The following is a 26,935-nucleotide window of genomic DNA, read 5'->3' as shown; positions in this document are numbered from 1 at the left end:
TTAGGATTTATTCTGTAGTGCGCGGGTTAAAAATCTTCGTTTGGTCAAATCCCCCAGCCTACAATCGAGGCTGCCTGAGCCCTGAGCGCTCACTTTCAATACGTTGATCGAGGATGAACATGGACGTTGCCGATGTCGTGGTGTTGCAAGCCAGTTACAGCAACCCGGTGCATGCCGAAGCCATAGGCGTGTTGCTCAACCACTATGCCGAGGACCCCATGGGCGGCGGCCAGCGCCTGGACGCAGACCGGCTCCAGCAGTTGCCGGCGGAGCTGGCCAAGCGGCCCCAGGCGTTCAGCGTGCTGGCCTTTGCCGGCGGGCAGCCGGTGGGCCTGGTGAACTGCTTCGAAGGCTTCTCCACCTTTGCCTGCCGGCCCCTGGTGAATATCCATGACGTGGTGGTGCTGGACAGCTACCGCGGCCAGGGCCTGAGCAAGCGCCTGCTGCAGAAGGTCGAGGACATCGCCCGGCAACGGGGCTGCTGCAAGGTCACCCTGGAAGTGCTGGAGGGCAATGCCCAGGCCCAGGCCGCCTATCGCGCCTGCGGTTTCGCCAATGCCATGCTCGACCCGGCTCACGGGCGCATGCTGTTCTGGAGCAAAGCCTTGTAATGCACGCCCCCAGCCCCTGCGCGCCGGTCCCGGTAGAAACACCCTGGCGGATCTTCCTGGTGTTTCTGCGCCTGGGCCTGAGTTCGTTTGGCGGGCCGCTGGCGCACCTGGGCTACTTTCGCCAGGAATTCGTCCAGCGCCGGCGCTGGCTGGGGGAGGCGGCCTATGCCGAGCTGGTCGCGCTGTGCCAGTTTCTTCCCGGACCTGCCAGCAGTCAGGTCGGCATCGCCCTGGGATTGTCTCGCCGTGGCCTGCCCGGGGCCCTGTGTGCCTGGGCCGGCTTTACCTTGCCTTCGGCCCTGGCCCTGGCACTGCTGGCCCTGGGGTTGGGGGGCGGGGTCCCGGCCGGGGCGCTCAAGGGCTTGCAACTGGTGGCGGTGGCGGTGGTGGCCCAGGCCTTGTGGGGCATGGCCCGCAGCCTGTGCCGGGGCGCCTTGCAGATCGTCATTGCAGTGCTGGCCGCGGCGCTGGTGCTGCGCTGGCCGGGCCTGGGCGGGCAGTTGCTGGTGATGCTGCTGGCGGCGCTGCTGGGCCGCTGGCTGATCAGGCCGGTGTTCCAGGTGCAGGTCCAGAGTCCTCCCTCTGGGCCGAGTCGCCGCCTGGGGGCGTGTTGCCTGGGGCTGGCGCTGTTGTTGCTGGTGCTGTTGCCGGGGCTGGTGCTGCTCTGGCCGGGGCGCCTGCTGAGCCTGTTCGATGGTTTCTACCGGGTCGGCGCTCTGGTATTCGGCGGCGGCCATGTGGTGCTGCCGCTGTTGCAGGCGCAGGTGGTGGAGCCCGGCTGGGTCGGCAGCCCGCTGTTCCTGGCCGGGTACGCCAGCGCCCAGGCGATGCCCGGCCCGCTGTTCAGCGTCGCGGCCTTTCTCGGCGCGGCCATCGATGGCTGGAGTGGGGCGGTGGTGTGCCTGCTGGCGATCTTTCTGCCAGGGCTGTTGCTGGTGATCGGCGTGGTGCCCTTCTGGCAGCGGCTGCGCCACCGCCAGGGCATCCAGGCGGCCCTGGCCGGGGTCAATGCCGCGGTGGTGGGCCTGCTGGCGGCAGCGTTGTACCAACCCCTGTGGACCAGCAGCGTGACCGGCGCGCCGGAACTGGTGGCGGTGTTGCTGGCGCTGCTGCTGTTGCGCAGCGGCCGGGTGCCGCCCTGGGCCCTGGTGCTGCTGGGGGCCGGGGCCGGTGCCTGGCTGCTCTAGAGGTCATGCTGCGCCGGGTCGAGCCGGGGGAATACCAGGCGGAACTCGGTCAGGAGTTCCGGGATGCTGCTGACCTCGGTGCGCCCCTGGTGCAGGTTCATGATCGAGCGGACGATGGCCAGGCCCAGCCCGGTGCCGCCTTCGGCCCGGGTGCGGCTGCTGTCGACCCGATAGAAGCGCTCGAACAGATGGGGCAGGTGGCTGGCGGCGATGCCCGGGCCGGGGTTGCCCACGCTCAGGCTCACGGCCTCCATGGTCTGCTCCACCCGCAGGCTGATCTGCCCCCGCGGCGGGCTGTGGCGAATGGCGTTGGACAGCAGGTTGGAAATGGCCCGCTGGATCATCAGCCGGTCCCCCAGCACCCAGGCATCACCACTGGGCTGCAGTTGCAGCTGCTTCTCTTCGGCGCTCAGGGCGAACAGGTCGATGACCCGGCGCGCTTCTTCCCCCAGCGATACTCGGGCGAACCGGGCCTGGGACGCCGGCTGGCTGACCTGGGCCAGGAACAGCATGTCGGCGACGATCCGCGTGACCCGCTCCAGCTCTTCGATGCTGGCCTCCAGCACCGCCTTGTACTCCTCTGGCGGGCGTTCCCGGGACAGGGTCACCTGGGCCTTGCCCATCAGGTTGCTGATGGGCGAGCGCAACTCGTGGGCCAGGTCGTCGGAGAACTGCGACAGGCGCTGCACGCCGCCGTCCAGGCGTTGCAGCATGACATTGATGCCCTGGCCCAGCTCCGCCAGCTCCCGGGGCAGGCCCTGCAGCTTCAGGCGGTGGGTCAGGTCCTGGGTGGTCACCCGCGCCGCGACCCGGCTGAACTGCTGCAGCGGCAGCAGGCCCCGTTGCACCAGCCACCAGGCGCCGAAACCGATCAGCAGCAGCAACAGGGGCAGGGCGATCACCGTGGAACGCAGGTAGGCGCTGAGCAGCGCCTGATCGTTGCTGCGGTCCAGGGTCAGTACCACCTGGACCTGCTCGCCGTTGCGCAGGCTCATCTGCCGCAGGGCGCTGAGCAAGGGGTTGCCGCGGCTGTCGCGCCAGTCGATATAGCCGTCGCCACCGATATTGCCCAGGGGCTCGGGCAGGGACTCCTGGGCCATGCCGCCGACAATCAGCAGGGGTTCGGCCAGCGGATCGCTGCCGAGGATGCTCAATTGCAGGTTGTCGTGGCCCATCACCAGGTCCAGCAGGGAATGGGGGCGGGCCGCCAGGTCACTGCTCTTGAGGTCGCTGGTGAGGCTGTGCCGGATCTGCTCCAGCTTGCTGTCCAGGCCCTTGCGCGCCAGGTTGTCCAGCTCATGGTTCAACGCCAGGTAGGCCAGGGTTGCCAGCAGCACCACCAGTGCCGCGCCCATCAGGGCGACGGTCAGCCCCAGGCGCATGGACAGGCTGCTGGCCGCGGCGGCGGGGCGCGCTGTCATGGGCGTGCTTCCAGGACATAACCGACACCGCGCAGGGTATGGATCAGCTTGACGTCACTGGCGTCGTCGATCTTGCCCCGCAAGCGGCTGATGGAGACTTCCACCACATTGGTGTCGCAGTCGAAGTTCATGTCCCAGACCAGGGAGATGATCTGGGTGCGGGTCAGTACTTCTCCGCTGTGGCGCATCAATACATGCAGCAGGGTGAATTCCTTGGTCGTCAGGTCGATACGCCGACTGCCGCGATAAGCTCGATGACGGCGCGGGTCAAGTTGCAGGTCGGCAACTTGCAGAACTTCCGGTTGGACAATCACTTCACTACGACGCATCAGGGTACGAACCCGGGCCAGCAACTCGGGAAATTGAAACGGTTTGACCAGATAATCATCGGCGCCCATATCCAGGCCCTTGACCTTGTCTTCCAGGCGCCCGCGAGCAGTCAACATCATGACCCGTGCGGGATAGTTTCCCTGCAGTTGTTCAAGAACTTGCCAACCATCTTTGCCGGGCAGGTTGATATCCAGGATTACCAATTCATAGGGCTGTTGTTGAATCAGGTGCAGGCCGTCCACGCCATTGTTCGCCCGGTCCACCACATAGCCACTTTCACTCAGGCCCTGATGCAGGTAGTCGGCCGTCTTGGGTTCGTCCTCAATCACCAGAATGCGCATTGCAATATCCTCTTCAAAGCTGTCGGGGCTGTCGAGCGAGCGCAGGTTAAAGTCTGTAGTAGCTATAGGGTCAATAAAATAACCCAGCTAATTCAACTGATTAACCAGGCTGTCCGATCAGTGGCGAGTGGCATGGTGCGGCGATACTAATTGAGCCGGGGCACTGCGGGCGGCAGATGACCGGGTTGTCATCTGCCTGTCATGCGGGTGCAAGAGAAGGAGGGCAGCCCCTATGAAAAAGGCGCCCGCAAGGGCGCCAAACATCCACTTCTGGCAAAGGAGCAGATTGCCGGGAAGGGGTATCGCTGGAACTGGGGGTCAGGCACCAGGCTGTTGTTGCTTGGCATCCGAGGCGGAATAGTTGGGCTCGGATTTCTGCTTTTCGGCTTTTGCGGTGTTTTCGGTCTTGTCGCCATGAAGTTGCTGCTGGCTAACGCGGAAGTTGTCATAGAAGCGCTGCATATTTTCCGAGCCACCTTCGGCAAAGGCCGCGCTGGAACCTACCAGAATCAGGCCGCTTAATACCAAAGTTGAAAGTTTCATGCTGTTTTTCCTGCTTAAGAATGTTCGGTACTTGTTACGTCCCTGCACAAGAAGTGATGGGCGAAAGTTTCACCGAAGTGTATTAAGCGAGGGTTAACGTCAGCCTGAAGTGCTGATTACAATTTCGACATCATGTGTCTTTGCCGGCGCTTGGCTGCGCTGGCCGGCAAGGGCACCTCCTTGAAGGCGCCGCCTGCGGACGCGGCCTGGTGCAAAAAAAAGCCCCGGGAACCGGCCAGGGTTCTCGGGGCTGTTTGCCGGCAAGCCGGATCCTGCGGGCGTGACAGGGGGCTTACTTCTGTACCACCGTGGCTTCGACCGGAGCCTTGGGTTTCATCAGGCTGAAGTCGATCAAGGGCTTGCTCTGGCGCGAGTAGGGGTCGCCGATCAGCAGCGGGCGTGGCTTGAAGCTGTCGCTCACCAGGCTGCGGCTGTGGTCCAGCTCATCGAAACTCAGGCCCGCCAGGTCCGCCCAGGTGTGAATCAGCTGGGAACTCATGTAGGGGCGGCTGAGGTCCGAGGCAAAGCTCCAGTCATGGGTTTCCCGCCATTTCGGCGAGGCCCAGGCCATGAACGGAATGGTGTACATCGGCGCCGTCGGCCGGGCTTCGTTGCGCCCCAGGGTGTCATGGCCGGCGGAGTCGAAGACGTCCTCGCCGTGGTCCGAGAGGTACAGCAGGAAACCGTTGGGGTCGGTCTTGGCGTAGTTCTTGATCAGGTTCGAGACCACGAAGTCGTTGTACAGCACGGCGTTGTCGTAGCTGTTGTAGGTGGGCAGCTGGTCGTCGCGCACGCCGGCCGGTACGCCCTGGCGATCATTGAACTTGTCGAAGCTGGGCGGATAGCGGTACTGGTAGCTCATGTGGGTGCCCAGCAGGTGGACCACGATGAACTTGCGCGGTGCGCTGTCGGCCAGGGCCTTGGAGAACGGTTCGAGCACGTCGCCGTCGTACTGGCGGGCGTTCTGGTTGCGGTTGTTGTTCAGGTACACCTGCTCGTCCGCCTGTTCGGAGAAGGTGGTGAGCATGGTGTTGCGCTTGGTCATGGTCTGCTGGTTGGTGATCCAGTAGGTCTTGTAGCCGGCCTGCTTCATCACGCTGACCAGGGACGGGCTCTTGAGGTACAGGTCGGGGTTTTCTTCGTCGGCGAAGGTCAGTACCTGCTGCAGCGCCTCGATGGTGTAGGGGCGCGGGGTGATGACGTTGTTGAAGATCGCCAGCTGATCCTTGAGCTTGTCCAGCTCCGGGGTGGTCTGGCGCGGGTAGCCGTACAGGCTCATGCGCTGGCGGTTGGTGGATTCGCCGATGACCAGTACCAGGGTCGCCGGCTGGTTGGCCATGCTGTCCTTGAGGTTGGTCAGGGGGGCGATCTTGCTGGCGCTGGCGAGCATGCCCTGCATGCCGTCCAGTTGCTCGCGGTAGCGGCGATAGGCAATCACCATCTGCCAGGGCACGGCGGGCTCGATGCGGGTTTCGAATTTCTCCAGGCCGGCGGCCAGGGTATCGGCGCGGGAGATCTGCTTGACCAGCGGGTAGCCGACGATGGCCACCAGGATAGCCGTCGCCGCCACCAGGGCCTGGCCCAGAGGCAGGTAGACCGGGCGCAGGCGGGTCCAGAGGAAGAAGGCGAATGCGCTGTGGGCGAGGAACGCCAGGAGCATCCACCAGGCAAAGTACTGGGTCAGGTATTCACCGGCTTCCGAGGGGTTGGACTCGAACATGATGAAGATGACGCTTTGCGAGAACTCCTGCTGGTAGACGAAGAAGTAGCCCAGGCTGGCCATGGAACAGGCCCAGAGCACCACGCCGATCACGGCGGCCATGACTTTGGTGCGAGCCGGGAACAGCAGCATCGGTGCCAGCCAGATGGCGCTCATGAAGAACGCCTGGCGGAAACCGGTGAAGCCGGAGGTGTCGGTCAGCTGGATCAGCAGTTGGGTGATGCCGGAGAAATACCAGAAGAACAGGAACAGCCAGAGCAGCCCCATCCAGTCAAAACCTTTCGCAGATGCACTACTGCGTTTGAACAATGCCATTGAGCGCTCCCCAGGGATCCAGATTCATTGCGCGCCAAGGGCGTCGCGAATGAGCGCCGTCTTGTAACAAGACGGCCACAATGGCCGGGAGTATCGACAGGCAAGTGTGAAAACTTTGTCAGCTGAACGTCGCTATTTTGTGGTCTGCAACGGGGTGGGCTGTGGCGGTATGGCGAGGGAAGGCGGCTTGGCCCGGGACCTGCAGCGGGGCTGAACGCAGGTCGGGCCTGCGTTCAGGGGCGAGGCTCAGCTCGCGGAGGAGAGGTGTAGCGGCGCCGGTTGACCCTGGCTTTGCAACTGCAGGCGCAATTGTGCGAGCTCCCGTTGCAGTTGATCGCGTTCGTCTTTGAGTTGACGCAATTCGTCACGACGAATGGTGACGTACAGGGTTTGTGCTGGTCGTGCCGGTAGTACTGTGCCCATTGCTTCACCTCGCAAATGGCGTGTCTCAACTATGCTTCGCTGGCCGCATCCCTTGCGCAAAGCACTATCGGCGGCAATTTTATTTCTTTTTCGGGCAAAGGGAACTTTTTTATTTTTCGCGGTCGCTGTGTCTTCGCGCAGATTTGCAGCGTTATCCACCCAGGGCCAGGGAAACTTCAGGGGCTGGCACAGGACTAATCTTCATTGCTCTGCTGCCCGTCAGGGGAATTGGCTGGGGCCGGTCGATGGGTAATTCGCGCCGTCGGGGGTAAAAACTCGGAATCTGTCTGAAGATTGCGCTGTCTTGGGGCTTCTTGCCTTGTATAGTTGCGCCCCTCGGGATTTTGCCCCGGCCCTCTGGGCTATAACTTTTTTTGATCAGAATTTTTGCAGTAGGAGCATCAGCACATGCAACTGGGGATTATTGGACTGGGCCGCATGGGCGGCAACATTGCACGGCGCCTGATGCTCAATGGGCACGAGACCGTAGTCTTTGACCGCAACACCGACTTCGTCAGCGCCCTGGCCGCTGAAGGCGCCAAGGGCGTCGCCGACCTGCCGGCCCTGGTGGCGGGCCTGGAAAAGCCCCGGGCGGTCTGGGTCATGCTGCCTGCGGGCGCACCCACCGAAGACACCATCGACACCCTCAGCCAGTTGCTGGAGCCGGGCGATGTGATCATCGACGGTGGCAACACCTACTATAAAGACGACATCCGCCGCGCCCGCGACCTGGCGCAAAAGGGCCTGAAGTACATCGACGTCGGCACCTCCGGCGGCGTCTGGGGCCTGGAGCGTGGCTACTGCATGATGATCGGCGGCGACGCTGCCGAAGTGCTGCGCCTGGACCCGCTGTTCGCCGCCCTGGCGCCCGGCATGGGCACCATCCCGCGGACCAAGGACCGGGTCGCCGATGACGACCGTGCCGAACGCGGCTACATCCACGCCGGCCCGGCCGGCTCCGGGCACTTCGTCAAGATGATCCACAACGGCATCGAGTACGGCATGATGCAGGCCTTCGCCGAGGGCTTCGACATCCTCAAGACCAAGGCCTCGGAAAGCCTTCCGGAAGACCAGCGCTTCGACCTCAATGTCGCCGATATCGCCGAAGTCTGGCGCCGTGGCAGCGTGGTGTCCTCCTGGCTGCTGGACCTGACCGCCGATGCCCTGGCGGGCGATCCGAAGCTCGACGGCTTCTCCGGCTCGGTGGCCGACAGTGGCGAAGGGCGCTGGACCATCGAAGCGGCCATGGAGCAATCGGTGCCGGTGCCGGTACTGTCCAACTCGCTGTTCTCCCGCTACCGCTCCCGCGGCCAGGGCACCTACGGTGACAAGCTGCTGTCGGCCATGCGCTTCGGCTTTGGCGGCCATGTGGAGACCGGGAAAAAATGACCACCACGCGAAAGAAGTCCAAGGCGTTGCCGGCGCCGCCGACCACGCTGTTCCTGTTCGGCGCCCGCGGTGATCTGGTCAAGCGCCTGCTGATGCCGGCGCTGTACAACCTCAGCCGCGACGGTTTGCTGGATGAGGGGCTGCGGATTGTCGGCGTCGACCACAACGCGGTGAGCGACGCCGAGTTCGCCACGCTGCTGGAAGACTTCCTTCGCGATGAAGTGCTCAACAAGCAAGGCCAGGGGGCGGCGGTGGATGCCGCCGTCTGGGCCCGCCTGACCCGGGGCATCAACTATGTCCAGGGCGATTTTCTCGACGACTCCACCTATGCCGAACTGGCGGCGCGGATTGCCGCCAGCGGCACCGGCAACGCGGTGTTCTACCTGGCCACCGCACCGCGCTTCTTCAGTGAAGTGGTGCGCCGCCTGGGCAGCGCCGGGTTGCTGGAGGAGGGGCCGCAGGCTTTTCGCCGGGTGGTGATCGAAAAACCCTTCGGCTCCGACCTGCAGACCGCCGAAGCCCTCAACGGCTGCCTGCTCAAGGTCATGAGCGAGAAGCAGATCTATCGCATCGACCATTACCTGGGCAAGGAAACGGTCCAGAACATCCTGGTCAGCCGTTTTTCCAACAGCCTGTTCGAGGCATTCTGGAACAACCATTACATCGACCACGTGCAGATCACCGCGGCGGAAACCGTCGGCGTGGAAACCCGTGGCAGCTTTTATGAACACACCGGTGCCCTGCGGGACATGGTGCCCAACCATCTGTTCCAGTTGCTGGCGATGGTGGCCATGGAGCCGCCCGCTGCCTTTGGCGCCGATGCGGTACGTGGCGAAAAGGCCAAGGTGGTGGGGGCTATCCGCCCCTGGTCCGTGGAAGAGGCCCGGGCCAACTCGGTGCGCGGCCAGTACAGCGCCGGTGAAGTGGCCGGCAAGGCCCTGGCGGGCTACCGCGAGGAAGCCAACGTGGCGCCGGACAGCAGCACCGAAACCTACGTTGCGCTGAAGGTGATGATCGACAACTGGCGCTGGGTCGGGGTGCCGTTCTACCTGCGCACCGGCAAGCGCATGAGTGTGCGCGACACCGAGATCGTCATCTGCTTCAAGCCGGCGCCCTATGCACAGTTCCGCGATACCGAGGTCGAGCGCCTGTTGCCGACCTACCTGCGGATCCAGATCCAGCCCAACGAAGGCATGTGGTTCGACCTGCTGGCGAAAAAGCCCGGGCCGAGCCTGGACATGGCCAACATCGAGCTGGGTTTTGCCTACCGCGACTTTTTCGAGATGCAGCCCTCCACCGGCTACGAAACCCTGATCTACGACTGCCTGATCGGCGACCAGACCCTGTTCCAGCGCGCCGACAACATCGAGAACGGCTGGCGCGCGGTGCAACCTTTCCTCGATGCCTGGCAACAGGACGCCAGCTTGCAGAGCTACCCGGCGGGCGTGGATGGCCCGGCAGCCGGGGATGAACTGCTGGCCCGGGATGGCCGCGTATGGCGACCCCTGGGGTGAGTGGCGTGCAGGCGCGGCCTATCGAGTTCCTCCTCAGTGACATGGACGGCACCCTGTTGCGCCCCGACCACAGCCTCAGCCCCCGCACCCTGGATGCGGTCCGTGCGCTGCGCGAGGCCGGGGTGGCCTTCAGCCTGGCCACCGGACGGCCGCCGCGGGCCATGCTGCAGCAGATCGAGGCCCTGGGCGTCGACCTGCCCACTGCCGGCTTCAACGGCGGCAGTATCGTCAAGCCCGATGGCAGTTTCCTGGCTCGCCACCATGTTCCGGTGGAAGCGGCGGTCACCGCCTTGCTGCTGTTCGAACCCTGCCCACAGGTCGAGACCTGGGTGTTTGCCGACAACGAATGGCTGCTGCGCAACCTGGACGGTGCCCTGATGCCCCTGGAGCGCCAGGCGCTGGGTTACGCCCCCAAGGTGGTGGACAGCTTCGAGGAATACCTGCCGCGCATCGACAAGATCGTCGCCGCCAGCAGCGATCACCGCTTGCTGGTGCAGTTGGAGGCCCGCTTGCAGGCCGCCACTGCAGGGCAGGCCCAGGCGTCCCGTTCCCAACCCAGGTTCCTCGATCTCACTGCCTTGCAGGCGGACAAGGGGCAGGCCCTGATGACCCTGGCCGAATACCTGGGGGTGCCGCTGGAGCGCACCGCGGCCCTGGGCGATGGCGGCAACGACCCGGCGATGTTCCAGCGTGCCGGCCTGTCGATTGCCATGGGCCAGGCGGAAGAACAGGTCAAGCGCCAGGCTGATGTGATCACCGGCAGCAACCTGGAAGACGGCGCCGCCGAAGCCATCGAGCGCTATATCCTCATGCGTTGAGGGGGGGGGGGGGGGGGGGGGGGGGGGGGGGGGGGGGGGGGGGGGGGGGGGGGGGGGGGGTGGGCGTTCCCCCCCCCCCCCCCCCCCCCCCCCCCCCCCCCCGCCCCCAGTCCTGCACCCATTGCGCCCCACCTGCAGTCCCGGGGCGCCCCAAGCGGCGGTTACAACCAGTAGCTCACCGCGTACCAGCCCAGCAGCCCCATCACCACGGTGTAGGGCAGGGCCATCCACACCATCCGTCCGTAGGACAGGCGTACCAGCGGTGCAATCGCCGAGGTCAGCAGGAACAGGAAGGCCGCCTGGCCGTTGGGCGTGGCCACGCTCGGCAGGTTGGTACCGGTATTGATGGCGATCGCCAGGGTTTCGAAGTGCTCGCGGCTCATCTGCCCGGAGATGAAGGCCTGTTTCACTTCGGTGATGTAGATGGTGGCCACGAACACATTGTCGCTGATGGCCGAGAGCAGGCCATTGGCAATGAACAGCATGCCCGGCTGCTGGTCCGCCGGCAGCGCCAGCACCCACTGGATCAACGGGGTGAACAGCTGCTGCTGGTGAATCACTGCCACCACGGCAAAGAACACCACCAGCAGGGCGGTGAAAGGCATGGCGTCCTTGAACGCGTTGCCCAGGCGGTGCTCGTCGGTGATCCCGGTAAAGGCGGTGATCAGTACGATCACCAGCAGGCCGATCAGCCCGACCTCGGCCACATGCAGGGCCAGGGCGACGATCAGGATCAGTGCCGCCAGCCCCTGCACCAGCAGGGCCGCGCGCTGGCGCGAGGTGCGCTGGGCATCGTCCTCGGCGGCGTAGTTGGCCAGCACCTGGCGCACGTTGTCCGGCAGCAGGGTGCCGTAGCCGAACCAGCGCAGTTTCTCCAGCAGTACGCAGGTCACCAGGCCAGCCGCCAGGACCGGCATCGAAACCGGTGCCACCTTGCTGAAGAAATCGGCGAAGTGCCAGCCCATTTCATGGCCGATCAGCAGGTTCTGCGGTTCCCCCACCAGGGTGCACACGCCGCCCAGGGCGGTGCCCACGGCGCCATGCATCAGCAGGCTGCGCAGGAAGGCGCGGAACTGCTCCAGGTCGTCATGATGCAGGGCAGGCAACTGTTGGTCGTCGACGAAGGCGCTGTCCTGGCGCGGGTCATTGCCGGACGCCACCCGGTGATACACCGAATAGAAGCCTACCGCGGCGCTGATGATCACCGCGGTGACGGTCAGGGCGTCGAGAAAGGCCGAGAGGAAGGCCGAGAGAAAGCAGAACAGCAGGCCCAGCAGCGCCTTGGAGCGCACCCCCAGCAGCAGCCGGGAGAACAGGTAGAGCAGCAACTCCTTCATGAAATAGATGCCGGCCACCATGAACATCAGCAGCAGGATCACCGGGAAGTTGTGCACCAGCTCGTCATACAGCGCCTGGGGCGTGGTCATGCCCAGCACCAGTGCCTGCACCAGCAGCAGGCCGCCGGGCATCAAGGGGTAGCACTTGAGGGCCATGGCCAGGGTGAAGATGAATTCGATCACCAGGCACCAGCCGGCGGCGGCCGGGCTGACAGCGAAGAACAGCAGAGGGTTGAGCAACAGGAACGCGACAATGCTTGCCTTGTACCAGCGGGGCGATTGGCCGAGAAAATTGTGGGCGAACGCCTGGGCCATTGAACCGGACATTGGCGGCTCCTTGTAGTGAGAAGCGCGCAACTTGCCCCATGGCGGATTGAGAATCAAGAATTGATGAAATCTTTTGCGACAAACTTCGCCAGCGCCCCAGCGGCCGCCAGTGCACGACCTTCCGTAGGAGCCGGCTTGCCGGCGAAGAGGGCCTCGAGCCTTGCGCAGTCCTCAAGCACGCCTTCGCTGGCAAGCCAGCTCCTACGGGGGGGCTGGCGGCGCAAAACTGTTGTAGGAGCCGGCTTGCCGGCGAAGAGGGCCTTGAGCCTTGCGCAGCCTTCAACGGCTTCACTCAGTACGCTTGGCCACCAGGGTCAGGATGTCGTAGCTGGCCACCACCTCGCCCAGCTGGTTGCTGACTTCCACATCCCAGGCCACCACTCCTTGCGGCGTGCCCTGGGGGCTGAGCTTGCCCTGGTCGATCTTGCGCTTGCAGGTCAGGCGCGCCTGCAGGGTGTCGCCAATGCCCACCGGGGTGATGAAGCGCAGGGTGTCCAGGCCGTAGTTGGCCAGCACCGGGCCGGGGCCCGGGGAAACGAACAGCCCGGCCGCCGCCGACAGCACGAAATAGCCATGGGCGATGCGCTTGCCGAACTGCGACGCCTTGGCGGCAATGTCGTCGAAATGCATGTAGAAGTGGTCCCCGGACAGGCAGCCGAAGTTCACCAGGTCGGCCTCGGTCACGGTGCGCCGGTGGGTCAGCAGGGATTCGCCGATCCGCAGGTCCTGGAAGTGCCGGCGGAAGGGGTGGACCTCGGTTTCGATCACCTGGGCACCGCGCACGTACTCGCCGGTTACCGCCGCCAGCATGCTTGGCGAGCCCTGGATCGCCGCCCGTTGCAGGTAATGCTTGACCGCCCGCAGGCCTCCCAGCTCTTCACCGCCGCCGGCGCGCCCCGGGCCGCCGTGCTTGAGTTGCGGCAGCGGCGAGCCGTGGCCGGTGGATTCGCCGGCGCACTCGCGGTCCAGCACCAGCAAGCGACCGTGCCAGGCCGCAGCCCGGGGAATGACCTGGGCGGCAATGGCCGGGCTCTTGGTGACCAGGCTGGCCACCAGGCTGCCCTTGCCGCGAGAGGCCAGTTCCAGCGCCTGGTCCAGGTCGTCGTAGGCCATCAGGGTGCTGACCGGGCCAAAGGCCTCGATATCGTGGGCGCCACCCTCGGCCAGGGGATCGCGCGCCAGCAGCAGGGTTGGCGCGAAGAACGCGCCCTGGCTGACGTTTGTGCCCCGGGGCTCGAAGCCGTCCCGGGCGCCGAACAGCAGGTCGCTGCTGTGCAACAGGCTTTCCAGGCGCTCGGCCACGTCCCGCTGTTGTTCATGGGAGGCCAGGGCGCCCATGCGCACGCCTTCCACCGACGGGTCGCCCACCACCACCTTCGACAGGCGTTCACGCAATTTCGTGGCCACCGCATCCAGCTGCTTGGCGGGGACGATGACACGGCGGATGGCGGTGCATTTCTGTCCGGCCTTGACCGTCATTTCCCGTGCCACTTCCTTGATGAACAGCTCGAATTCCTCGTCGTCCGGGCTTACGTCCGGGGCCAGGATCGCGCAGTTCAGCGAGTCGGCCTCGGCATTGAAGGGTACCGAATGACGGATCAGGTTCGGGTTGGCCCGCAGTCGTCCGGCGGTGCTGGCGGAGCCGGTGAAGGTCACCAGGTCCTGGCCTTGCAGGCGGTCCAGCAGGTCGCCGGTAGCGCCTATCACCAATTGCAGGCTGCCTTCGGGCAGCAGCCCCGATTCATGCATCAGCCGCACCGCGGCCTCGGTCAGGTAACTGGTGGCGCTGGCCGGCTTGACGATGCAGGGCATGCCGGCGAGGAAGCACGGGGCGAATTTTTCCAGCATGCCCCAGATCGGAAAGTTGAAGGCATTGATGTGCACCGCCACGCCACCCCGGGGCACCAGGATGTGGCTGCCGGCAAAGCTGCCGAGCTTGCTCAGGGATTGCGCCGGGCCTTCGTGCAACAGGTTGCCCGACGGCAGTTCCCGGCCGCCGAGGCCGGCGTAGCTGAACAGGGTGCTGTTGCCGCCCTCGATATCGATCCAGCTGTCGGCCCGCGTCGCGCCGCTGTGATGGGACAGGGCATAGAGCTGCTCCTTGCGCTCGCTCAGATACAGCGCCAGGGCCTTGAGGCGCTGGGCCCGCTGCTGGAAATCCAGGGCCAGCAAGGCCTTGCCGCCCTGATGGCGACCAAAGGCCAGGGCCTCGGCGAAGTCCGGGGCCTCCTCGTGGGTGTGCGCCACTTCATGCCCATCGATGGCGCTGCGCAGTGACTGGGCCGGATGCTGGCCGAACCAGCGGCCGGCGATGAAGCTTTGCAGGGTAGGAGCCTGTGGCATGGGGATTCCTCCAGAGGGTGAACCGGGTTCGAGCGCGGCAGCCCGCGCTCATGGATGGGGTCAGTGATGAGTGGCGCCGGATGCGCCAATGCCGGTCATGGAACGGATGAACTGCGCCAGGTAGCGCCCGCGCTCCAGTTCGGCCCGGGGCGAGCGGTCGCTGACGGAGAGGGCCCAGGCACAGAAGAACGCCAGGCTCATGGAAAACAGCGCCGGGTTGGCATAGGGAAACAGCGCCTGGGGGTGATGCAGCACATTGACCCAGACCGCCGGGCTGAGCATCAGCAGCACAATCGCCGAGACCAGGCCAGCCAGGCTGCCGCCCACCGCGCCGCGAGTGGTGAGGCCTTTCCAGAACATGGAAAGAAACAGCACCGGGAAATTCACCGAAGCGGCGATGGCCAGCACCAGTCCCGAGAGAAAGGCAATGTTCTGCGATTCGAACAACAGCCCCAGCAGCACCGCCAGCACCCCGATGCACAGGGTGGCGATCCGCGAGACGCGCATTTCCTGCCGGGTGCTGGCCTGGCCCTTGCGCAGCACGCAGGCGTACAGGTCGTGGGAGACCGCCGAGGCGCCGGACAGCGCCAGCCCGGCCACCACCGCCAGGATGGTGGCGAAGGCCACGGCCGAGATGAAGCCCAGGAACAGGTTGCCGCCCACCGCCTGGGCCAGGTGCACGGCAACCATGTTGGCGCCGCCGATGATCGCGCCGCCGGCATCGCGGTACTGGGGCTCGGTACCGACCATGACGATGGCGCCGAAGCCGACAATGATCAGCAGCAGGTAGAAGTAGCCGATGAAACCGGTGGCGTAGAACACGCTCTTGCGCGCTTCCCGGGCATCGCTGACGGTGAAGAAGCGCATGAGGATGTGCGGCAGGCCGGCGGTGCCGAACATCATGCCCAGCCCCAGGGAAATGGCATCGATGGGGTTCGACAGCAACCCACCCGGGGCCATGATCGCGCTGCCCTTGGCGTGCACCGCGCTGGCCTGGGCGAACAGCGCCTCGCTGCTGAAGCCGAAGTGCTTGAGCACCATGAAGGCCATGAAGCTGGTGCCCGAGAGCAGCATCAGCGCCTTGATGATCTGTACCCAGGTGGTGGCCAGCATGCCGCCGAAGGTCACGTAGCAGACCATCAGCAGGCCCACCAGCATCACCGCATAGAGGTAGCTGATGCCGAACAGCAGCTCGATCAGCTTGCCGGCGCCGACCATCTGCGCCACCAGGTACATCAGCGCCACGCTCAGGGTGCCGAAGGCTGAGGTCAGGCGCACCGGCGTCTGGGCCAGGCGATAGGACACCACGTCGGCGAAGGTGTACTTGCCCAGGTTGCGCAGGCGTTCGGCGATCAGGAACAGGATGATCGGCCAGCCGGCCAGCACCCCCAGGGCGTACAACAGACCGTCGTAGCCATTGAGGAACATCATTGCCGAGATGCCGAGGAAGGACGCTGCGGAAATCATGTCGCCGGCGATCGCCAGGCCATTCTGCAAGCCGCTCATGCCGCCACCGGCGGTATAGAAGTCGCTGGCGGAGCGGGTGCGCCGGGCGGCCCAGCGGGTGATGCCGAGGGTCATCAGGACAAACACCAGGAACATGCCGATGGCGTTCCAGTTCAATGGCCGCGCCGGCGTGTCGGCCGCCAGGGCCAGATCGGTGGCCAGCAGGCAGGGCAGCAGGAATAGAGCGAGCAGGCGCTTCATGGCTGGCACTCGCGCTTGAGCTTGTCGTTCAGCGGGTCCAGCAGGCGGTTGCTGCGGTAGACGTAGAAGCCGGTGAGGGCAAAGGCCAGGCCGATCATAGCCACGCCCACCGGCATGCCGACGCTGGTGGCTCCGCCGGCCAACGAGCGCCCCAGCAGCCCGGGGCGGAAAGCCACCAGCAGTACGAAGCCGTAGTAGGCCAGGAGCATGATCAGGGTCAGCGACCAGTAGAGGCGCTGCTTGCACCGCACCAGCTGGATGAAGTCCGGATGGCGGGTGATGCGGGCGATCTGTTGTGGGGTCATGGCGCGTTCTCTTGTTTTTGTTGTTGGTGGCACGTGAAGGCGCTGCACGGCCTTTCGCAGCTTCGCTGGGGCTCGGCAGCGGCTACGGGCGGCTGCGGGGAGCGCCGGAGTCAGAGTTGGTCGAAGTCCAGTACCACCTTGTCGCTGAGCGGGAACGATTGGCAGGAGAGGACGTAGCCGGCCGCGACTTCGTAGTCTTCCAGGGCGTGGTTGCTGTCCATTTCCACTTCGCCTTCGATGACCTTGCATTTGCAGGTGGAGCAGACTCCGGCCTTGCACGAGTAGGGCAGTTCGGCGCCCTGGGCGTTGCCGGCGTCGAGAATGCTCTGGCTGTTGCGCGGCAGGTCGAAGGCCAGGGCGCGGCCGTCGCTGATGACGGTGACCCGGCTGTGCCGGGCATCCAGGGCGCTGGCGGTTTCCCGGGCCTGGCGCTTGTGCCCGTCGCTGCCGGCGTGGAACAGCTCGAAGTGGATGCGCTCGGCCGGCATGCCGGCAGCCTTGAGGCTGTCGCGCACGGTTTCGGTCATGGCCTGGGGGCCGCAGATGAACGCGGCCTCCAGTTGCTGGACGTCGAGCCAGCGGGAAAACAGCTGCTGGCACTTGTCCTGGTCGATGCGCCCGTTGTACAGGTCGATGTCCTGCCGTTCGCGGCTGAACACGAACATCAGGTTCAGCCGCTGCAGGTAGCGGTTCTTCAGGTCCTCAAGCTGTTCGCGAAACAGCGCCGAGTTGCTGGAGCGGTTGCCGTAGAGCAGGGTGACCCGGCTGTGGGGCTCGGTTTGCAGGGTGCTCTTGATGATCGACAGGATCGGCGTGATGCCGCTGCCGGCCGCCACCGCCAGGTAATGGCCGCGCCGCGCCGGGTCCAGCTCCACATGGAAACGCCCGGCCGGGGGCATCACGTCCAGGCTGTGGCCGGGCTGCAATCGTTCATTGGCGAAGGCCGAGAAACGCCCGCCGGCCACGCGCTTGACCGCGATGCGCAGTTCACCGTCGTTGACCCCGGTGCAGATCGAATAGGAGCGGCGCACTTCCTCGCCTTCAAGCTCGGTGCGCAGCACCAGGTGCTGACCCTGGGTGAAGTGGAACTGCTGTTGCAGGTGCGGGGGAACCTCGAAGGCGATGGACACCGCGTCGCGGGTTTCATTGCGCAGGTCCTTGATGGTCAGGCGGTGGAACTGGCTCATGGTGGTTCTCCACTGCGGCGCCGGGCCGCTCAGATGCACTTGAAGTAGTCGAAGGGTTCCAGGCAATCACGGCAGCGATACAGGGCCTTGCAGGCGGTGGAGCCGAACTCGCTGAGGCGCTCGCTGTGGGCGCTGCCGCATTGCGGGCAGAGCACCTGGGGCGTTTCTCCCAGCAGGCTGCGCTTGCTGCTGCCCGAGGGCGGTGCAATGCCGTAGGCCTGCAGGCGCTGGCGCCCGCGCTCGGTGATCCAGTCGGTGGTCCAGGCCGGGGTCAGCTGGCGCAGCAGCCTGGGGGCCTTGAAGCCGGCGCGCTCCAGGGCCTGGCGGATGTCGCTTTCGATCACCTCGGTGGCCGGGCAGCCGGAGTAGGTCGGGGTGACCGCCACCTGCAGGTGCCCCTGGTGCCAGTCGAGGTGGCGCACGATGCCCAGGTCGAGCACGCTGACCACTGGCACTTCCGGGTCCATGACCCGGTCGAGGGTGGCCCAGGCGGTGTCCAGGTCCCCGGGCAACGGGTCGCGTGCCCCCAGGTCGCTGCCGATCAGCTCACCAGACCGCATCGGGATAGGCTCGCGGCAGTGATTGCATCTGGGCCAGCAGCAGGCCCAGGTGTTCGGTATGCAGGCCTTTGCGCGCATCCAGGTAGAAGTGGCTGGGCGCTTCGGGCACAGGCAGGGTGGCCCGGGCGAACACCGCGGCGACCCTGTCCTGCCAGGCGGTGGCGACCTGAGCCGGGTCTGCCAGCAGCCCGGCCTGGTGCAACGCGTTCTCCGCAGGATCGGTGGCGATCAGTTCCCCGGTAAAGCGCCACAGCCGCGGCAGGGCCTGGAGCATGCGCCGGTGGCTTTCCTCGGTGCCATCCCCCAGGCGCTCGACCCATTCGCTGGAGCGACGCAGGTGGTAGGTGACTTCCTTGAACGCCTTGGCGGCGACCCCGGCGATGCGTGGATCGCTGGACAGGCACAGGCCACGGAGGGTTTCCAGGTGCCAGGCGTCGTAGAAGAACTGCTTGAGCATGGTCACCGCGAAGTCGCCATTGGGTTGTTCCACCAGCAGCAGGTTGCGGTAGGCGCGTTCGTCGCGGCGAAAGGCCAGATGGTCGGCATCCCGCCCGTCCGCCAGCAGTTCGGCGGCATAGTCCAGCCAGTTGCGGGCCTGGCCCACCAGGTCGAGACCGACGTTCATCAGTGCCAGTTCTTCTTCCAGGGCCGGGGCCCGGCCGCACCATTCGCACAGGCGCTGGCCCTGGACCAGGGCACTGTCGCCCAGGCGCAGCAGATGGTTGAGCAGATCGTTTGCAGGGTTCATGGCCGGCCTCACATGTGTCCGACTTCGGGGGGCAACTGGTAGAAGCTGGCGTGGCGGTAGACCTTGTCGTCCGCCGGGTCGAACAGCGGCTCCTTTTCGTCCGGCGAGGAGGCGACGATCTGCGCCGACGGCACCACCCACAGGCTCACGCCTTCGCTGCGCCGGGTGTAGAGGTCGCGGGCGTTGGCCATGGCCATCGGGGCATCGGCGGCGTGCACGCTGCCGACATGCTTGTGGTTGAGGCCGTGCTTGCTGCGCACGAAAACCTCGTAGAGGGTCCATTCAGACATTGCAGTGACTCCACATCAGGGCTGGAGGGCCATTGCCCCTGGGGGCAGTGGCCGGGGGTGAACGGGCTCTCAGGCGGCGTTGCGGGCGGCCTTCCGGGCGGCGTGGGCCACGGCGGCAGCCCGCACCCAGGCGCCGTCCTCGATGGCCTGGCGGCGGGTGTCCAGGCGTTCCTGGTTGCACGGGCCGTTGCCCTTGAGCACTTCGTAGAATTCTTCCCACTGGATTTCGCCGAAGTCGTAATGGCCGCGCTCGGCGTTCCACTTCAGCTCCGGGTCGGGGCAGGTGCAGCCCAGCAGCTCCAGTTGCGGGATGGTCTGGTCGATGAAGCGCTGGCGCAGTTCGTCGTTGCTCTGGCGCTTGATCTTCCAGGCCATGGACTGGGCACTATTGGGGGAGTGTTCGTCGCTGGGGCCGAACATCATCAGGGCCGGCCACCAGAGACGGTTGATGGCGTCCTGGACCATGTCCCGCTGCGCCTGGTTGCCCTCGCGCATCATGGTCAGGAGGATTTCGTAGCCCTGGCGCTGGTGGAAGCTCTCTTCCTTGCAGATGCGCACCATGGCCCGGGAGTAGGGGCCGTAGGAGGTGCGTTGCAGCACCACCTGGTTGACGATGGCCGCGCCATCCACCAGCCAGCCCACGGCGCCCATGTCGGCCCAGTTCAGGGTCGGGTAGTTGAAGATGCTCGAATACTTGGCCTTGCCGCTGTGCAGCCGGGCCACTTCTTCGTCGCGGTCGGCCCCCAGGGTTTCCATGGCGCTGTACAGGTACAGGCCGTGGCCGGCTTCGTCCTGGATCTTGGCCATCAGTTGCAGCTTGCGCTTGAAGGTCGGGGCACGGGTGACCCAGTTGCCTTCGGGCAGCATGCCGACGATTTCCGAATGGGCGTGCTGGGAGATCTGCCGGATCAGGGTCTGGCGGTAGGCCTCGGGCATCCAGTTCTTGGCTTCGATCTTGATCTCGCCGTCGATCCTTTGCTGGAAGCTGCGTTCCTGTTCGGACATCTCGGCCAGTGGCGTGACGCGCTTGACCCCCGTTTCTACCAGCTGTGCGTACATGTGGCGTCTCCCGGTGTGAAGGTGTGGCTGGGCATGGGAGTGTTTATATGTGATACGCAAATTAATTTCAAACATAAAATAGCGTGTCATGTTTGATTTTGGTATCGCATTGCGCCCCTGGGCCTTTGCCAAGGCAAAAAAAGCCCCGCATCAGCGGGGCTTCCAGGAAGGATGGATTAGCGGTTGCGTTTGTCGATTACCCGGCAGGCCTTGCCTTCGGAGCGCTTGATGCTGAATGCCGGCTGCAAAACGATACGTGAGCTGATACCGATATGGGTCTTTATGTGGCGGCTGAGATCGCCGCAGAGGGCCCGCTGCTGCTCGTCCCCCAGTTGCTGGTGCTCAGGCTTGAGCTCGACGTGGATGTCAACGCTGTCGAGGTTGCCGTGGCGGTACAGGTGGATCTCGTAGCAGGGGGCCAGTTGCCCGACCTTCAGCACCTGTTCTTCGACCTGGGTGGGGAACACGTTGACCCCGCGGATGATCAGCATGTCGTCGCTGCGCCCCGTGATCTTGTCGATGCGCCGCATGGGCCGCGCCGTGCCCGGCAACAGCCGGGTCAGGTCGCGGGTGCGATAGCGGATCATCGGCAGCGCTTCCTTGGTCAGGGAGGTGAGCACCAGCTCGCCCAGTTCGCCATCGGCCAGTACCTGGCCGGTGATCGGGTCGATGATTTCCGGGTAGAAGTGATCCTCCCAGAGGGTAGGGCCGTCGCGGGTCTGCGCGCATTCCATGGCCACCCCGGGGCCGATGATTTCCGACAGCCCGTAGATGTCCAGGGCAGTGATGCCCAGGCGCTGTTCGATGGCACTGCGCAGTTCGTCGGTCCAGGGTTCGGCACCGAAGATTCCCAGACGCAGCGCCAGCTGGTGCGGGTCCAGGCCCTGGCGCTCGATCTCGTCGGCGATGTTGAGCATGTAGGAGGGGGTGACCATGATGATGTCCGGCTGGAAATCCTTGATCAGTTGCACCTGCTTCTCGGTCTGGCCGCCGGACATGGGGATCACCGTGCAGCCCAGGCGTTCGGCGCCGTAGTGCGCCCCCAGGCCGCCGGTGAACAGGCCGTAGCCATAGGAAATATGCACCTTGTCCCCGGGGCGGCCGCCGGCGGCGCGGATCGAGCGCGCCACCACCTGCGCCCAGGTGTCGATGTCGTTGCGGGTGTAGCCGACCACCGTGGGCTTGCCGGTGGTGCCGCTGGAGGCGTGCAGGCGTACCACCTGGTCCATGGGCACGGCGAACATGCCATAGGGGTAGTGGTCGCGCAGATCGGCCTTGGTCGTGAAGGGCAGGTGCGCCAGGTCTTCCAGGCGCTTGATGTCCTGGGGGTGCACCCCGAGCTGGTCGAAGCGCTGGCGGTACAGCGGGACCCTGTCGTAGGCGTGGTTCAGGCTCCAGCGCAGGCGTTCCAGCTGGTGCTGGCGCAGGTGGTCGATGCTGGCGGTTTCCATCGGGTCCAGCAGCGCGTCGGGCACGGTTCCGGCAATCGGCATGTTCATGGTGTCACTCGAATTGTTGTTGTCTTGTAGCCCGCCGGCGGGCGGGCTCTGAGTGCATGCCCCGGGGCGCAGGCGAGCCCCGGGGGAGTCTTTTTACTGTGCTTGCAGCCGCTCGCTGATCAGCGCGATGCCCGGGTCGACACCGATGCACATGGTGCACAGCGCGTAGCGGCCCGGGCGCTGCCAATGAGGATACGGACGGCATCGATGAGCAGTGGGTCATTCATGGGAGGTCTCCTGTGTCAGCACCGGGCCGTGCACTTGGTAGGATTTGCCTTGGAGCAGGGCGATGAGCCGGCCCTGCTGGTTTTCCACGCGCACCGCGTAGTGGCCGGTGCGGCCGCCGCGGTTCTGTTCATGGCAGTCGGCGGTCAGGGTGTCGCCCAACTGCGCCGGGGCGATGTACTCGATGCTGCAACCCAGGGCCACCGTGGCCCGGTCATGGCTGTTGCAGGCAATGGCGAAGGCCGAATCGGCGAGGGTGAAGATCAGGCCGCCGTGGCAGGTGCCGTGGCCCTGCAGCATGTCGGCCCGCACGCTCATGCCCAGGCGCGCCGCACCGGGCGCCACCGACAACAGGCGCATGCCCAGGGCGTTGCTTGCCGGGTCACGTTCGAACAGGGTCCGGGCGCAGCGCCGGGCCAGTTCCATGGCGTCATGTTCAGTCATGCAGGGGCCTCCTTGGAGTCGCCGTGGTCAGCAGCCCTTGAACACGGGGCTGCGTTTTTCCATGAAGGCGCTGACGCCTTCGCGGTAGTCCTCGCTGCAACCGGCCAGGCGTTGCAGGTCGCGCTCCAGGTCCAGTTGCTCATCGAAGCTGTTGTGCAGGCTGGCATTGAGGCTGCGCTTGATCAGGCCCAGGCCGTAGGTGGGTTGGGTGGCCAGGTGCCGGGCCAGGCTCAGGGCCTGGTCCCGCAGTTGGGCATCATCCACGCACTGGTAGATCAGGCCCCACTGCTCGGCCTGTTCTGCACTCAGGCGGTTGCCGAGCAGGGCCAGGGCCTTGGCCCGGGCCATGCCCACCAGGCGCGGCAGCAGCCAGGTACCGCCGGAATCGGGAACCAGCCCGAGCTTGCAGAAGGCCTGGATAAAGCTTGCCGAGCGTGCGGCCAGTACCAGATCGCAGGCCAGGGGCAGGTTGGCCCCGGCCCCGGCGGCCACCCCGTTGACCGCGCAGATCACCGGCAGCGGCAGGTCCCGCAGGGCCCGCACCAGGGGGTTGTAGAAGGTTTCGATGGAGGCCCCCAGGTCCGGCGCGGCGCCGCCGGGTGCCACGGTGCGCTCGCCCAGGTCCTGCCCGGCACAGAAGCCCCGGCCTTCCCCGGTCAGCAGCAGGACCCGCACCTGCGGGTCATTGCGCACCAGGTCCAGGGCTGCCTGAACCTCGCGGTGCATCGTCGGGTTGAAGCTGTTGAGCTGTTCGGGGCGGTTGAGGCTGAGAAGGGCCACGCCCTCGCTGATGGAGAACAGGATGGTGGTGAAGTTCATGGGCGGGGCGCTCTGTGCTGGGCGATCAGGCGAACACCACCGACAGGCGTGGAGGCAAGGCGTTGAGGCATGGTGAATGTCCTCGGGGTGGCCGGTGGTCGGCTCGATTGTCGGGTCGGCTGGTTGGCCGGTTTTCGTCGAGTATATCGCCAATGCGATACATAAAAACAATAGCGACGTGAATTTAATGTGTCTTGATTTTGAGTGTCGGTCCAGCTTTTTTTGTAGCCCCAGGCTCACGACAAAAGCCTCCAGGCTGCCTAAGGCTTTGATAAATACGGGACTGACAAGTCTTTGTGGAGCAGCCAGGCTGGCTGATTGCGGCGGCGCCGGTCTTGTGCGTGGCCAATAATCTGATACAAACTGCCATCCGCAGTTCATCGTATTTCCTGCTTTCAGATGACGTGTTCTTCAAGGAACCTCTCCATGACCTGTTACAGCCTCGATGGATTGACCCCGGTGGTCGACCCCAGCGCTTATGTGCACCCTTCAGCGGTGCTGATTGGTGATGTGATTGTCGGCGCCCATTGTTACGTCGGCCCGTTGGCCAGCTTGCGGGGCGATTTTGGGCGGATCGTTCTGGAGGAGGGGGCAAACCTGCAGGATACGTGTGTGATGCATGGTTTTCCCGACAGCGATACGGTGGTCGAGCGCAACGGCCATATAGGTCATGGCGCTGTCCTGCATGGCTGTCGAATTGGCGCCGACGCCCTGGTGGGCATGAATGCGGTGGTGATGGACAACGCGCATATCGCGCCCCGTTGCATCGTTTCCGCGGCAGCCTTCGTCAAGGCCGGCTTCGAGTGTGCGCCACAGTCGCTGATCATGGGTACGCCGGCCCGGGTCAGCCGCCCGCTCAGTGATGCGGAGCTGGCCTGGAAGCAGGCGGGGACCCGCGAATACCAACAGCTGGCCAGGCGTTGCCTGGAGCAGATGCGGCCTTGCGAGCCGCTGCGGGAGGCAGAGCCCGGACGCCCGCGAATCGGCAACAGTGCGCTGCGCCCCAAGGCTCGCCCATGAACCTGCCCGGGCGCTATAGCTGCCTGAAACCCGCTATATTCCTTCCTTTTTTACCGGTACATCCATGTCGTCCCTAGCGCCACTGAACCACCTGATCAAACGTTTCCAGGAGCAGACTCCGATCCGCGCCAGTTCGCTGATCATCACCCTGTACGGCGATGCCATCGAGCCCCACGGCGGCACGGTGTGGCTGGGCAGCCTGATTCAGTTGCTGGAGCCCATGGGGATCAACGAGCGCTTGATCCGCACCTCGATCTTCCGCCTGAGCAAAGAGGGCTGGCTGAGCGCTGAAAAGGTCGGCCGGCGCAGTTACTACAGCCTGACCCTGACCGGGCGCCGGCGCTTCGACAAAGCCTTCAAGCGCGTGTACAGCGCCGGAGTGCCGGCCTGGGACGGCGCCTGGTGCCTGGTGATGCTCTCGCAACTGTCTGTCGAGTTGCGCAAGCAGGTGCGCGAAGAGCTGGAATGGCAGGGGTTCGGCGCCATGTCGCCGGTACTGCTGGCCTGCCCGCGCAGTGATCGGGCCGATATCAACGCCACCCTGGCGGAGCTTGGTGCCCAGGAAGACACCATCGTCTTCGAGACCACGCCCCAGGATGTCCTGGGTTCCAGGGCCCTGCGCCTGCAAGTGCGGGAAAGCTGGAACATCGATGAACTGGCAGCCCACTACAGCGAGTTCATCCAGCTGTTCCGCCCGCTCTGGCAGGCCCTGCGCGAGCAGGAGCAGTTGCAGCCCCAGGATTGCTTCCTGGCCCGGCTGCTGCTGATTCATGAGTACCGCAAGCTGCTGCTGCGCGATCCGCAACTGCCCGACGAACTTCTGCCCGGGGATTGGGAAGGCCGCGCGGCGCGCCAGTTGTGTCGCAACATCTATCGCCTGATCCAGGCCCGAGCCGAAGAATGGCTGGCCACTGCCCTGGAGAACGCCGATGGCCCGTTGCCGGATGTCGGCGAAAGCTACTACCGGCGTTTTGGCGGGCTGGTCTAGCCCGCCCATCCACGGGGTGCCAGCTGTGATGCCCGAGGAGAGGCCCCGGGCGTTGCAGCCCGGGTTTATCACGGCCCGGATGTTAAATAGTCATTGACCTGCGAATTTGTCCTGATCTAGGGTCGCGAACGCATTCAATGCAACTAAGCAGAGAATGTTTCAGCGCTATTGCAGTTGAGTGACGTGCACTGCAAGTTTGAAGATATTTGCAATATAGGGAGCATGGCCAGGTACAGGTATTCGGTCCTGCAGGGAAAGCAGACAGATAAAGGAATTATCGATGAAGTGGATTCGCAACCTGGCTACAAAGTTCGGCCTGGCCATGATGTTGGTTATTTGGGGCAAGTTGGCTATTGCTTCGCAACTGGTTCCGGCATTTGGGCTGGCCAATGATCAATATGCCAAGTCTCCGGGGCCCTATGCAGTCAGCACCAATGCTGTTCTAAGTGATTGCCGTGGGTTATTGGGGGTATTGGCGCGGATCATGCTGTTGGATAACAGCCTGCAATGCAATCAGTCCTTTCCTTACGGATTCTCCAATCCGATCTCCACCAGTGTCTATTACCCGTCCAATATCAAGCAATTGGACAAGTTGCCAGTGGTCAACTTCGTCGGCGGCATTCTTTCCAACCAGGGGCAGTACACAGATCTGCTGCGGCTGTGGGCGAGCTACGGCTTCATCGTGATCATCTCCTCGGACTTCATCAACACCGCCCCCACCATGCATGTGCTCGGCGCCCTGGAACTGAGCAAGCTCAACCAGGACCCGACCTCGCCACTGTTCGGCAAGGTCGACCTGTCGCGCACCATTGTGGCGGGGCATTCGGCAGGAGGAGGCGCATCGATTCTATCGGCAAGCCTCTTGCCAGAGACCTTGAAGGGCATCGACCCGCAGTTGCGTTATATCGGCTCGCTGCCGATCGAACCCGGGCCGATCGGCCTTGGCTCCACGGTGAAGACACCGACCCTGGTGCTCACCGGCGCAGCGGACGTAGTGGTCCCGGCCTGGGCCTGGCCAAGGCTGTGGCAGGGCGGGCTGATCAAGGCCGTGCCGGGCTGGAGCGCAACCGCCCATAACGCCACCCATTTCAGCCCGGTCAGAAGCGTCAGGGAAGATGAGTTTGCCGGTATTACCACGGCCTGGATCTTATATATCGGCAAGAATGACCCGGCCGCCAAAGAATACTTTGTCGGTGAAGATTACAAACTGGCCCGAGATCCGCAGTTCATTCGCCTGCTATTCAACCCGCTGCGGGTCCAGCGCAATGAAGTAGCCGATAGCCTTCAATAGCACTGTGCTTTCTCCGGTAAAACGGATACAGCCCAGGGAGTGTGCGAAGCCTGTTTTCTGGCCCATTCAATAGTGCATTTCGCCAGCGCAAAGTTAAGGCGCCGGCGAAATGTACCGGGCGTTTCTTGAACTCGGGTGTTTTATTCATGAAATATTCTTCCTGCGTTACCTGGC

The 26,935-nt window shown here is 64.6% G+C and carries 25 protein-coding genes; 8 read left to right on the top strand and 17 right to left on the bottom strand.

Translation table 11 applies throughout. The features are described 5' to 3' along the window. Positions 1 to 119: 119 nt before the first annotated feature. Positions 120 to 611: a GNAT family N-acetyltransferase gene (locus AC07R1_RS05515; protein WP_065364722.1), complete on the top strand. Its 492-nt coding sequence runs from the start codon at positions 120 to 122 to the stop codon at positions 609 to 611. After that, positions 611 to 1,798 carry a chromate efflux transporter gene (gene chrA / locus AC07R1_RS05510; RefSeq protein WP_495110242.1) on the top strand — a complete coding sequence of 396 codons (1,188 nt, stop codon included), beginning with the start codon at positions 611 to 613 and terminating at the stop codon, positions 1,796 to 1,798. The genes AC07R1_RS05515 and chrA overlap by 1 nt, the downstream gene beginning before the upstream one ends. Here the strand turns inward: chrA and AC07R1_RS05505 are convergent. From AC07R1_RS05505 to AC07R1_RS05485, 5 genes are all read right to left on the bottom strand, one after another. Beyond that, positions 1,795 to 3,219 carry a heavy metal sensor histidine kinase gene (locus tag AC07R1_RS05505; RefSeq protein WP_077934169.1) on the bottom strand — a complete coding sequence of 475 codons (1,425 nt, stop codon included), beginning with the start codon at positions 3,217 to 3,219 and terminating at the stop codon, positions 1,795 to 1,797. The genes chrA and AC07R1_RS05505 overlap by 4 nt on opposite strands. After that, positions 3,216 to 3,890 carry a heavy metal response regulator transcription factor gene (locus AC07R1_RS05500; protein ID WP_011061434.1) on the bottom strand — a complete coding sequence of 225 codons (675 nt, stop codon included), beginning with the start codon at positions 3,888 to 3,890 and terminating at the stop codon, positions 3,216 to 3,218. Before AC07R1_RS05500 ends, AC07R1_RS05505 begins: the two co-directional genes overlap by 4 nt. Before the next feature lie 318 nt (positions 3,891 to 4,208). Continuing rightward, a complete protein-coding gene (locus AC07R1_RS05495) occupies positions 4,209 to 4,433 on the bottom strand; it encodes a hypothetical protein (protein WP_015635710.1) in 225 nt (74 codons plus the stop codon). Positions 4,434 to 4,725: 292 nt separating this feature from the next. Continuing rightward, a complete protein-coding gene (locus tag AC07R1_RS05490; RefSeq protein WP_495110241.1) occupies positions 4,726 to 6,468 on the bottom strand; it encodes a phosphoethanolamine transferase CptA in 1,743 nt (580 codons plus the stop codon). A gap of 246 nt (positions 6,469 to 6,714) precedes the next feature. Next, on the bottom strand, positions 6,715 to 6,891 hold the full coding sequence (locus AC07R1_RS05485) for a DUF6026 family protein (RefSeq protein WP_015635709.1): 177 nt from the start codon (positions 6,889 to 6,891) through the stop codon (positions 6,715 to 6,717). Positions 6,892 to 7,299: 408 nt separating this feature from the next. Here AC07R1_RS05485 and gnd point away from each other — a divergent pair, with 408 nt between their 5' ends. Genes gnd through AC07R1_RS05470 form a run of 3 tightly spaced genes read left to right on the top strand, consistent with a single transcriptional unit; the run spans position 7,300 to position 10,612 of the window. After that, entirely contained in the window at positions 7,300 to 8,280 is a 981-nt protein-coding gene (gnd, locus tag AC07R1_RS05480; protein ID WP_015635708.1) for a phosphogluconate dehydrogenase (NAD(+)-dependent, decarboxylating), read from the top strand. Continuing rightward, complete coding sequence (gene zwf / locus AC07R1_RS05475; RefSeq protein ID WP_495110240.1) at positions 8,277 to 9,794, top strand: glucose-6-phosphate dehydrogenase; 1,518 nt, start codon at positions 8,277 to 8,279, stop codon at positions 9,792 to 9,794. Before gnd ends, zwf begins: the two co-directional genes overlap by 4 nt. Then, positions 9,776 to 10,612, top strand: coding sequence for a Cof-type HAD-IIB family hydrolase (locus tag AC07R1_RS05470; RefSeq protein WP_495110239.1), 837 nt, complete (start codon positions 9,776 to 9,778; stop codon positions 10,610 to 10,612). Before zwf ends, AC07R1_RS05470 begins: the two co-directional genes overlap by 19 nt. A gap of 161 nt (positions 10,613 to 10,773) precedes the next feature. Here AC07R1_RS05470 and nhaB read toward each other — a convergent pair whose 3' ends face one another. The 12 genes from nhaB to paaG form a co-directional block, all read right to left on the bottom strand. Then, a complete protein-coding gene (nhaB, locus tag AC07R1_RS05465) occupies positions 10,774 to 12,276 on the bottom strand; it encodes a sodium/proton antiporter NhaB (protein ID WP_065364118.1) in 1,503 nt (500 codons plus the stop codon). 288 nt (positions 12,277 to 12,564) lie between these two features. Next, complete coding sequence (gene paaZ, locus AC07R1_RS05460; protein WP_495110238.1) at positions 12,565 to 14,619, bottom strand: phenylacetic acid degradation bifunctional protein PaaZ; 2,055 nt, start codon at positions 14,617 to 14,619, stop codon at positions 12,565 to 12,567. A gap of 60 nt (positions 14,620 to 14,679) precedes the next feature. Beyond that, positions 14,680 to 16,326 (bottom strand): cation acetate symporter, encoded by a 1,647-nt coding sequence (locus tag AC07R1_RS05455; protein ID WP_495110237.1) that lies wholly within the window; start codon positions 16,324 to 16,326, stop codon positions 14,680 to 14,682. Next, on the bottom strand, positions 16,323 to 16,631 hold the full coding sequence (locus tag AC07R1_RS05450; protein ID WP_072441763.1) for a DUF485 domain-containing protein: 309 nt from the start codon (positions 16,629 to 16,631) through the stop codon (positions 16,323 to 16,325). Before AC07R1_RS05450 ends, AC07R1_RS05455 begins: the two co-directional genes overlap by 4 nt. 110 nt (positions 16,632 to 16,741) lie before the next feature. Further along, on the bottom strand, positions 16,742 to 17,818 hold the full coding sequence (gene paaE, locus AC07R1_RS05445; protein ID WP_103290159.1) for a 1,2-phenylacetyl-CoA epoxidase subunit PaaE: 1,077 nt from the start codon (positions 17,816 to 17,818) through the stop codon (positions 16,742 to 16,744). A gap of 29 nt (positions 17,819 to 17,847) precedes the next feature. Continuing rightward, positions 17,848 to 18,378, bottom strand: coding sequence for a 1,2-phenylacetyl-CoA epoxidase subunit PaaD (gene paaD / locus AC07R1_RS05440; protein WP_011061423.1), 531 nt, complete (start codon positions 18,376 to 18,378; stop codon positions 17,848 to 17,850). Further along, the gene (paaC, locus tag AC07R1_RS05435; RefSeq protein ID WP_011061422.1) at positions 18,365 to 19,126 is read right to left on the bottom strand and encodes a 1,2-phenylacetyl-CoA epoxidase subunit PaaC; all 762 of its coding nucleotides are present in this window, start codon (positions 19,124 to 19,126) and stop codon (positions 18,365 to 18,367) included. Before paaC ends, paaD begins: the two co-directional genes overlap by 14 nt. Positions 19,127 to 19,134: 8 nt before the next feature. Then, positions 19,135 to 19,416 carry a 1,2-phenylacetyl-CoA epoxidase subunit PaaB gene (gene paaB / locus AC07R1_RS05430; RefSeq protein ID WP_011061421.1) on the bottom strand — a complete coding sequence of 94 codons (282 nt, stop codon included), beginning with the start codon at positions 19,414 to 19,416 and terminating at the stop codon, positions 19,135 to 19,137. Between the two features lie 69 nt (positions 19,417 to 19,485). Beyond that, positions 19,486 to 20,475: a 1,2-phenylacetyl-CoA epoxidase subunit PaaA gene (paaA, locus tag AC07R1_RS05425; protein WP_495110236.1), complete on the bottom strand. Its 990-nt coding sequence runs from the start codon at positions 20,473 to 20,475 to the stop codon at positions 19,486 to 19,488. Positions 20,476 to 20,651: 176 nt separating this feature from the next. Next, positions 20,652 to 21,974 carry a phenylacetate--CoA ligase PaaK gene (paaK, locus tag AC07R1_RS05420; RefSeq protein WP_011061419.1) on the bottom strand — a complete coding sequence of 441 codons (1,323 nt, stop codon included), beginning with the start codon at positions 21,972 to 21,974 and terminating at the stop codon, positions 20,652 to 20,654. 219 nt (positions 21,975 to 22,193) lie between these two features. Beyond that, complete coding sequence (gene paaI, locus AC07R1_RS05415; RefSeq protein WP_011061418.1) at positions 22,194 to 22,643, bottom strand: hydroxyphenylacetyl-CoA thioesterase PaaI; 450 nt, start codon at positions 22,641 to 22,643, stop codon at positions 22,194 to 22,196. A gap of 27 nt (positions 22,644 to 22,670) precedes the next feature. Continuing rightward, positions 22,671 to 23,462, bottom strand: a complete 792-nt coding sequence (gene paaG, locus AC07R1_RS05410; RefSeq protein ID WP_011061417.1) for a 2-(1,2-epoxy-1,2-dihydrophenyl)acetyl-CoA isomerase PaaG — start codon at positions 23,460 to 23,462, stop codon at positions 22,671 to 22,673. A 426-nt stretch (positions 23,463 to 23,888) separates the two neighbouring features. Between paaG and paaY the strand changes: the two genes are divergently transcribed. The 3 genes from paaY to AC07R1_RS05395 all read left to right on the top strand — a co-directional run bounded on the left by paaY (position 23,889) and on the right by AC07R1_RS05395 (position 26,761). Further along, on the top strand, positions 23,889 to 24,482 hold the full coding sequence (gene paaY, locus AC07R1_RS05405; RefSeq protein ID WP_011061416.1) for a phenylacetic acid degradation protein PaaY: 594 nt from the start codon (positions 23,889 to 23,891) through the stop codon (positions 24,480 to 24,482). A gap of 64 nt (positions 24,483 to 24,546) precedes the next feature. Then, positions 24,547 to 25,470: a phenylacetic acid degradation operon negative regulatory protein PaaX gene (gene paaX, locus AC07R1_RS05400; RefSeq protein WP_011061415.1), complete on the top strand. Its 924-nt coding sequence runs from the start codon at positions 24,547 to 24,549 to the stop codon at positions 25,468 to 25,470. 280 nt (positions 25,471 to 25,750) lie between these two features. After that, positions 25,751 to 26,761, top strand: coding sequence for a poly(ethylene terephthalate) hydrolase family protein (locus AC07R1_RS05395; RefSeq protein WP_011061414.1), 1,011 nt, complete (start codon positions 25,751 to 25,753; stop codon positions 26,759 to 26,761). The last annotated feature ends 174 nt before the right edge of the window (positions 26,762 to 26,935 follow it).

It is taken from the genome of Pseudomonas sp. GW821-FHT07F01 (genome assembly GCF_059418825.1).
The sequence above is the reverse complement of the archived record's forward strand: the minus strand, read 5'-3'. Positions and strand labels throughout refer to the sequence as shown.

Excerpts from the sequence above, each read along its gene's own strand:
- chrA (WP_495110242.1), top strand. The coding sequence starts at position 611 with ATGCACGCCCCCAGCCCCTGCGCGCCGGTCCCGGTAGAAACACCCTGG.
- AC07R1_RS05395 (WP_011061414.1), top strand. The coding sequence starts at position 25,751 with ATGAAGTGGATTCGCAACCTGGCTACAAAGTTCGGCCTGGCCATGATG.
- gnd (WP_015635708.1), top strand. The coding sequence starts at position 7,300 with ATGCAACTGGGGATTATTGGACTGGGCCGCATGGGCGGCAACATTGCA.
- paaE (WP_103290159.1), bottom strand. The coding sequence starts at position 17,818 with ATGAGCCAGTTCCACCGCCTGACCATCAAGGACCTGCGCAATGAAACC.
- AC07R1_RS05485 (WP_015635709.1), bottom strand. The coding sequence starts at position 6,891 with ATGGGCACAGTACTACCGGCACGACCAGCACAAACCCTGTACGTCACC.
- AC07R1_RS05500 (WP_011061434.1), bottom strand. The coding sequence starts at position 3,890 with ATGCGCATTCTGGTGATTGAGGACGAACCCAAGACGGCCGACTACCTG.
- nhaB (WP_065364118.1), bottom strand. The coding sequence starts at position 12,276 with ATGTCCGGTTCAATGGCCCAGGCGTTCGCCCACAATTTTCTCGGCCAA.
- paaZ (WP_495110238.1), bottom strand. The coding sequence starts at position 14,619 with ATGCCACAGGCTCCTACCCTGCAAAGCTTCATCGCCGGCCGCTGGTTC.
- AC07R1_RS05505 (WP_077934169.1), bottom strand. The coding sequence starts at position 3,219 with ATGACAGCGCGCCCCGCCGCCGCGGCCAGCAGCCTGTCCATGCGCCTG.
- AC07R1_RS05455 (WP_495110237.1), bottom strand. The coding sequence starts at position 16,326 with ATGAAGCGCCTGCTCGCTCTATTCCTGCTGCCCTGCCTGCTGGCCACC.
- paaG (WP_011061417.1), bottom strand. The coding sequence starts at position 23,462 with ATGAACTTCACCACCATCCTGTTCTCCATCAGCGAGGGCGTGGCCCTT.
- zwf (WP_495110240.1), top strand. The coding sequence starts at position 8,277 with ATGACCACCACGCGAAAGAAGTCCAAGGCGTTGCCGGCGCCGCCGACC.
- paaX (WP_011061415.1), top strand. The coding sequence starts at position 24,547 with ATGTCGTCCCTAGCGCCACTGAACCACCTGATCAAACGTTTCCAGGAG.
- AC07R1_RS05450 (WP_072441763.1), bottom strand. The coding sequence starts at position 16,631 with ATGACCCCACAACAGATCGCCCGCATCACCCGCCATCCGGACTTCATC.
- paaA (WP_495110236.1), bottom strand. The coding sequence starts at position 20,475 with ATGTACGCACAGCTGGTAGAAACGGGGGTCAAGCGCGTCACGCCACTG.
- AC07R1_RS05515 (WP_065364722.1), top strand. The coding sequence starts at position 120 with ATGGACGTTGCCGATGTCGTGGTGTTGCAAGCCAGTTACAGCAACCCG.
- AC07R1_RS05490 (WP_495110241.1), bottom strand. The coding sequence starts at position 6,468 with ATGGCATTGTTCAAACGCAGTAGTGCATCTGCGAAAGGTTTTGACTGG.
- paaB (WP_011061421.1), bottom strand. The coding sequence starts at position 19,416 with ATGTCTGAATGGACCCTCTACGAGGTTTTCGTGCGCAGCAAGCACGGC.
- paaC (WP_011061422.1), bottom strand. The coding sequence starts at position 19,126 with ATGAACCCTGCAAACGATCTGCTCAACCATCTGCTGCGCCTGGGCGAC.
- paaK (WP_011061419.1), bottom strand. The coding sequence starts at position 21,974 with ATGAACATGCCGATTGCCGGAACCGTGCCCGACGCGCTGCTGGACCCG.
- AC07R1_RS05495 (WP_015635710.1), bottom strand. The coding sequence starts at position 4,433 with ATGAAACTTTCAACTTTGGTATTAAGCGGCCTGATTCTGGTAGGTTCC.
- paaI (WP_011061418.1), bottom strand. The coding sequence starts at position 22,643 with ATGACTGAACATGACGCCATGGAACTGGCCCGGCGCTGCGCCCGGACC.
- AC07R1_RS05470 (WP_495110239.1), top strand. The coding sequence starts at position 9,776 with ATGGCGACCCCTGGGGTGAGTGGCGTGCAGGCGCGGCCTATCGAGTTC.
- paaY (WP_011061416.1), top strand. The coding sequence starts at position 23,889 with ATGACCTGTTACAGCCTCGATGGATTGACCCCGGTGGTCGACCCCAGC.
- paaD (WP_011061423.1), bottom strand. The coding sequence starts at position 18,378 with ATGCGGTCTGGTGAGCTGATCGGCAGCGACCTGGGGGCACGCGACCCG.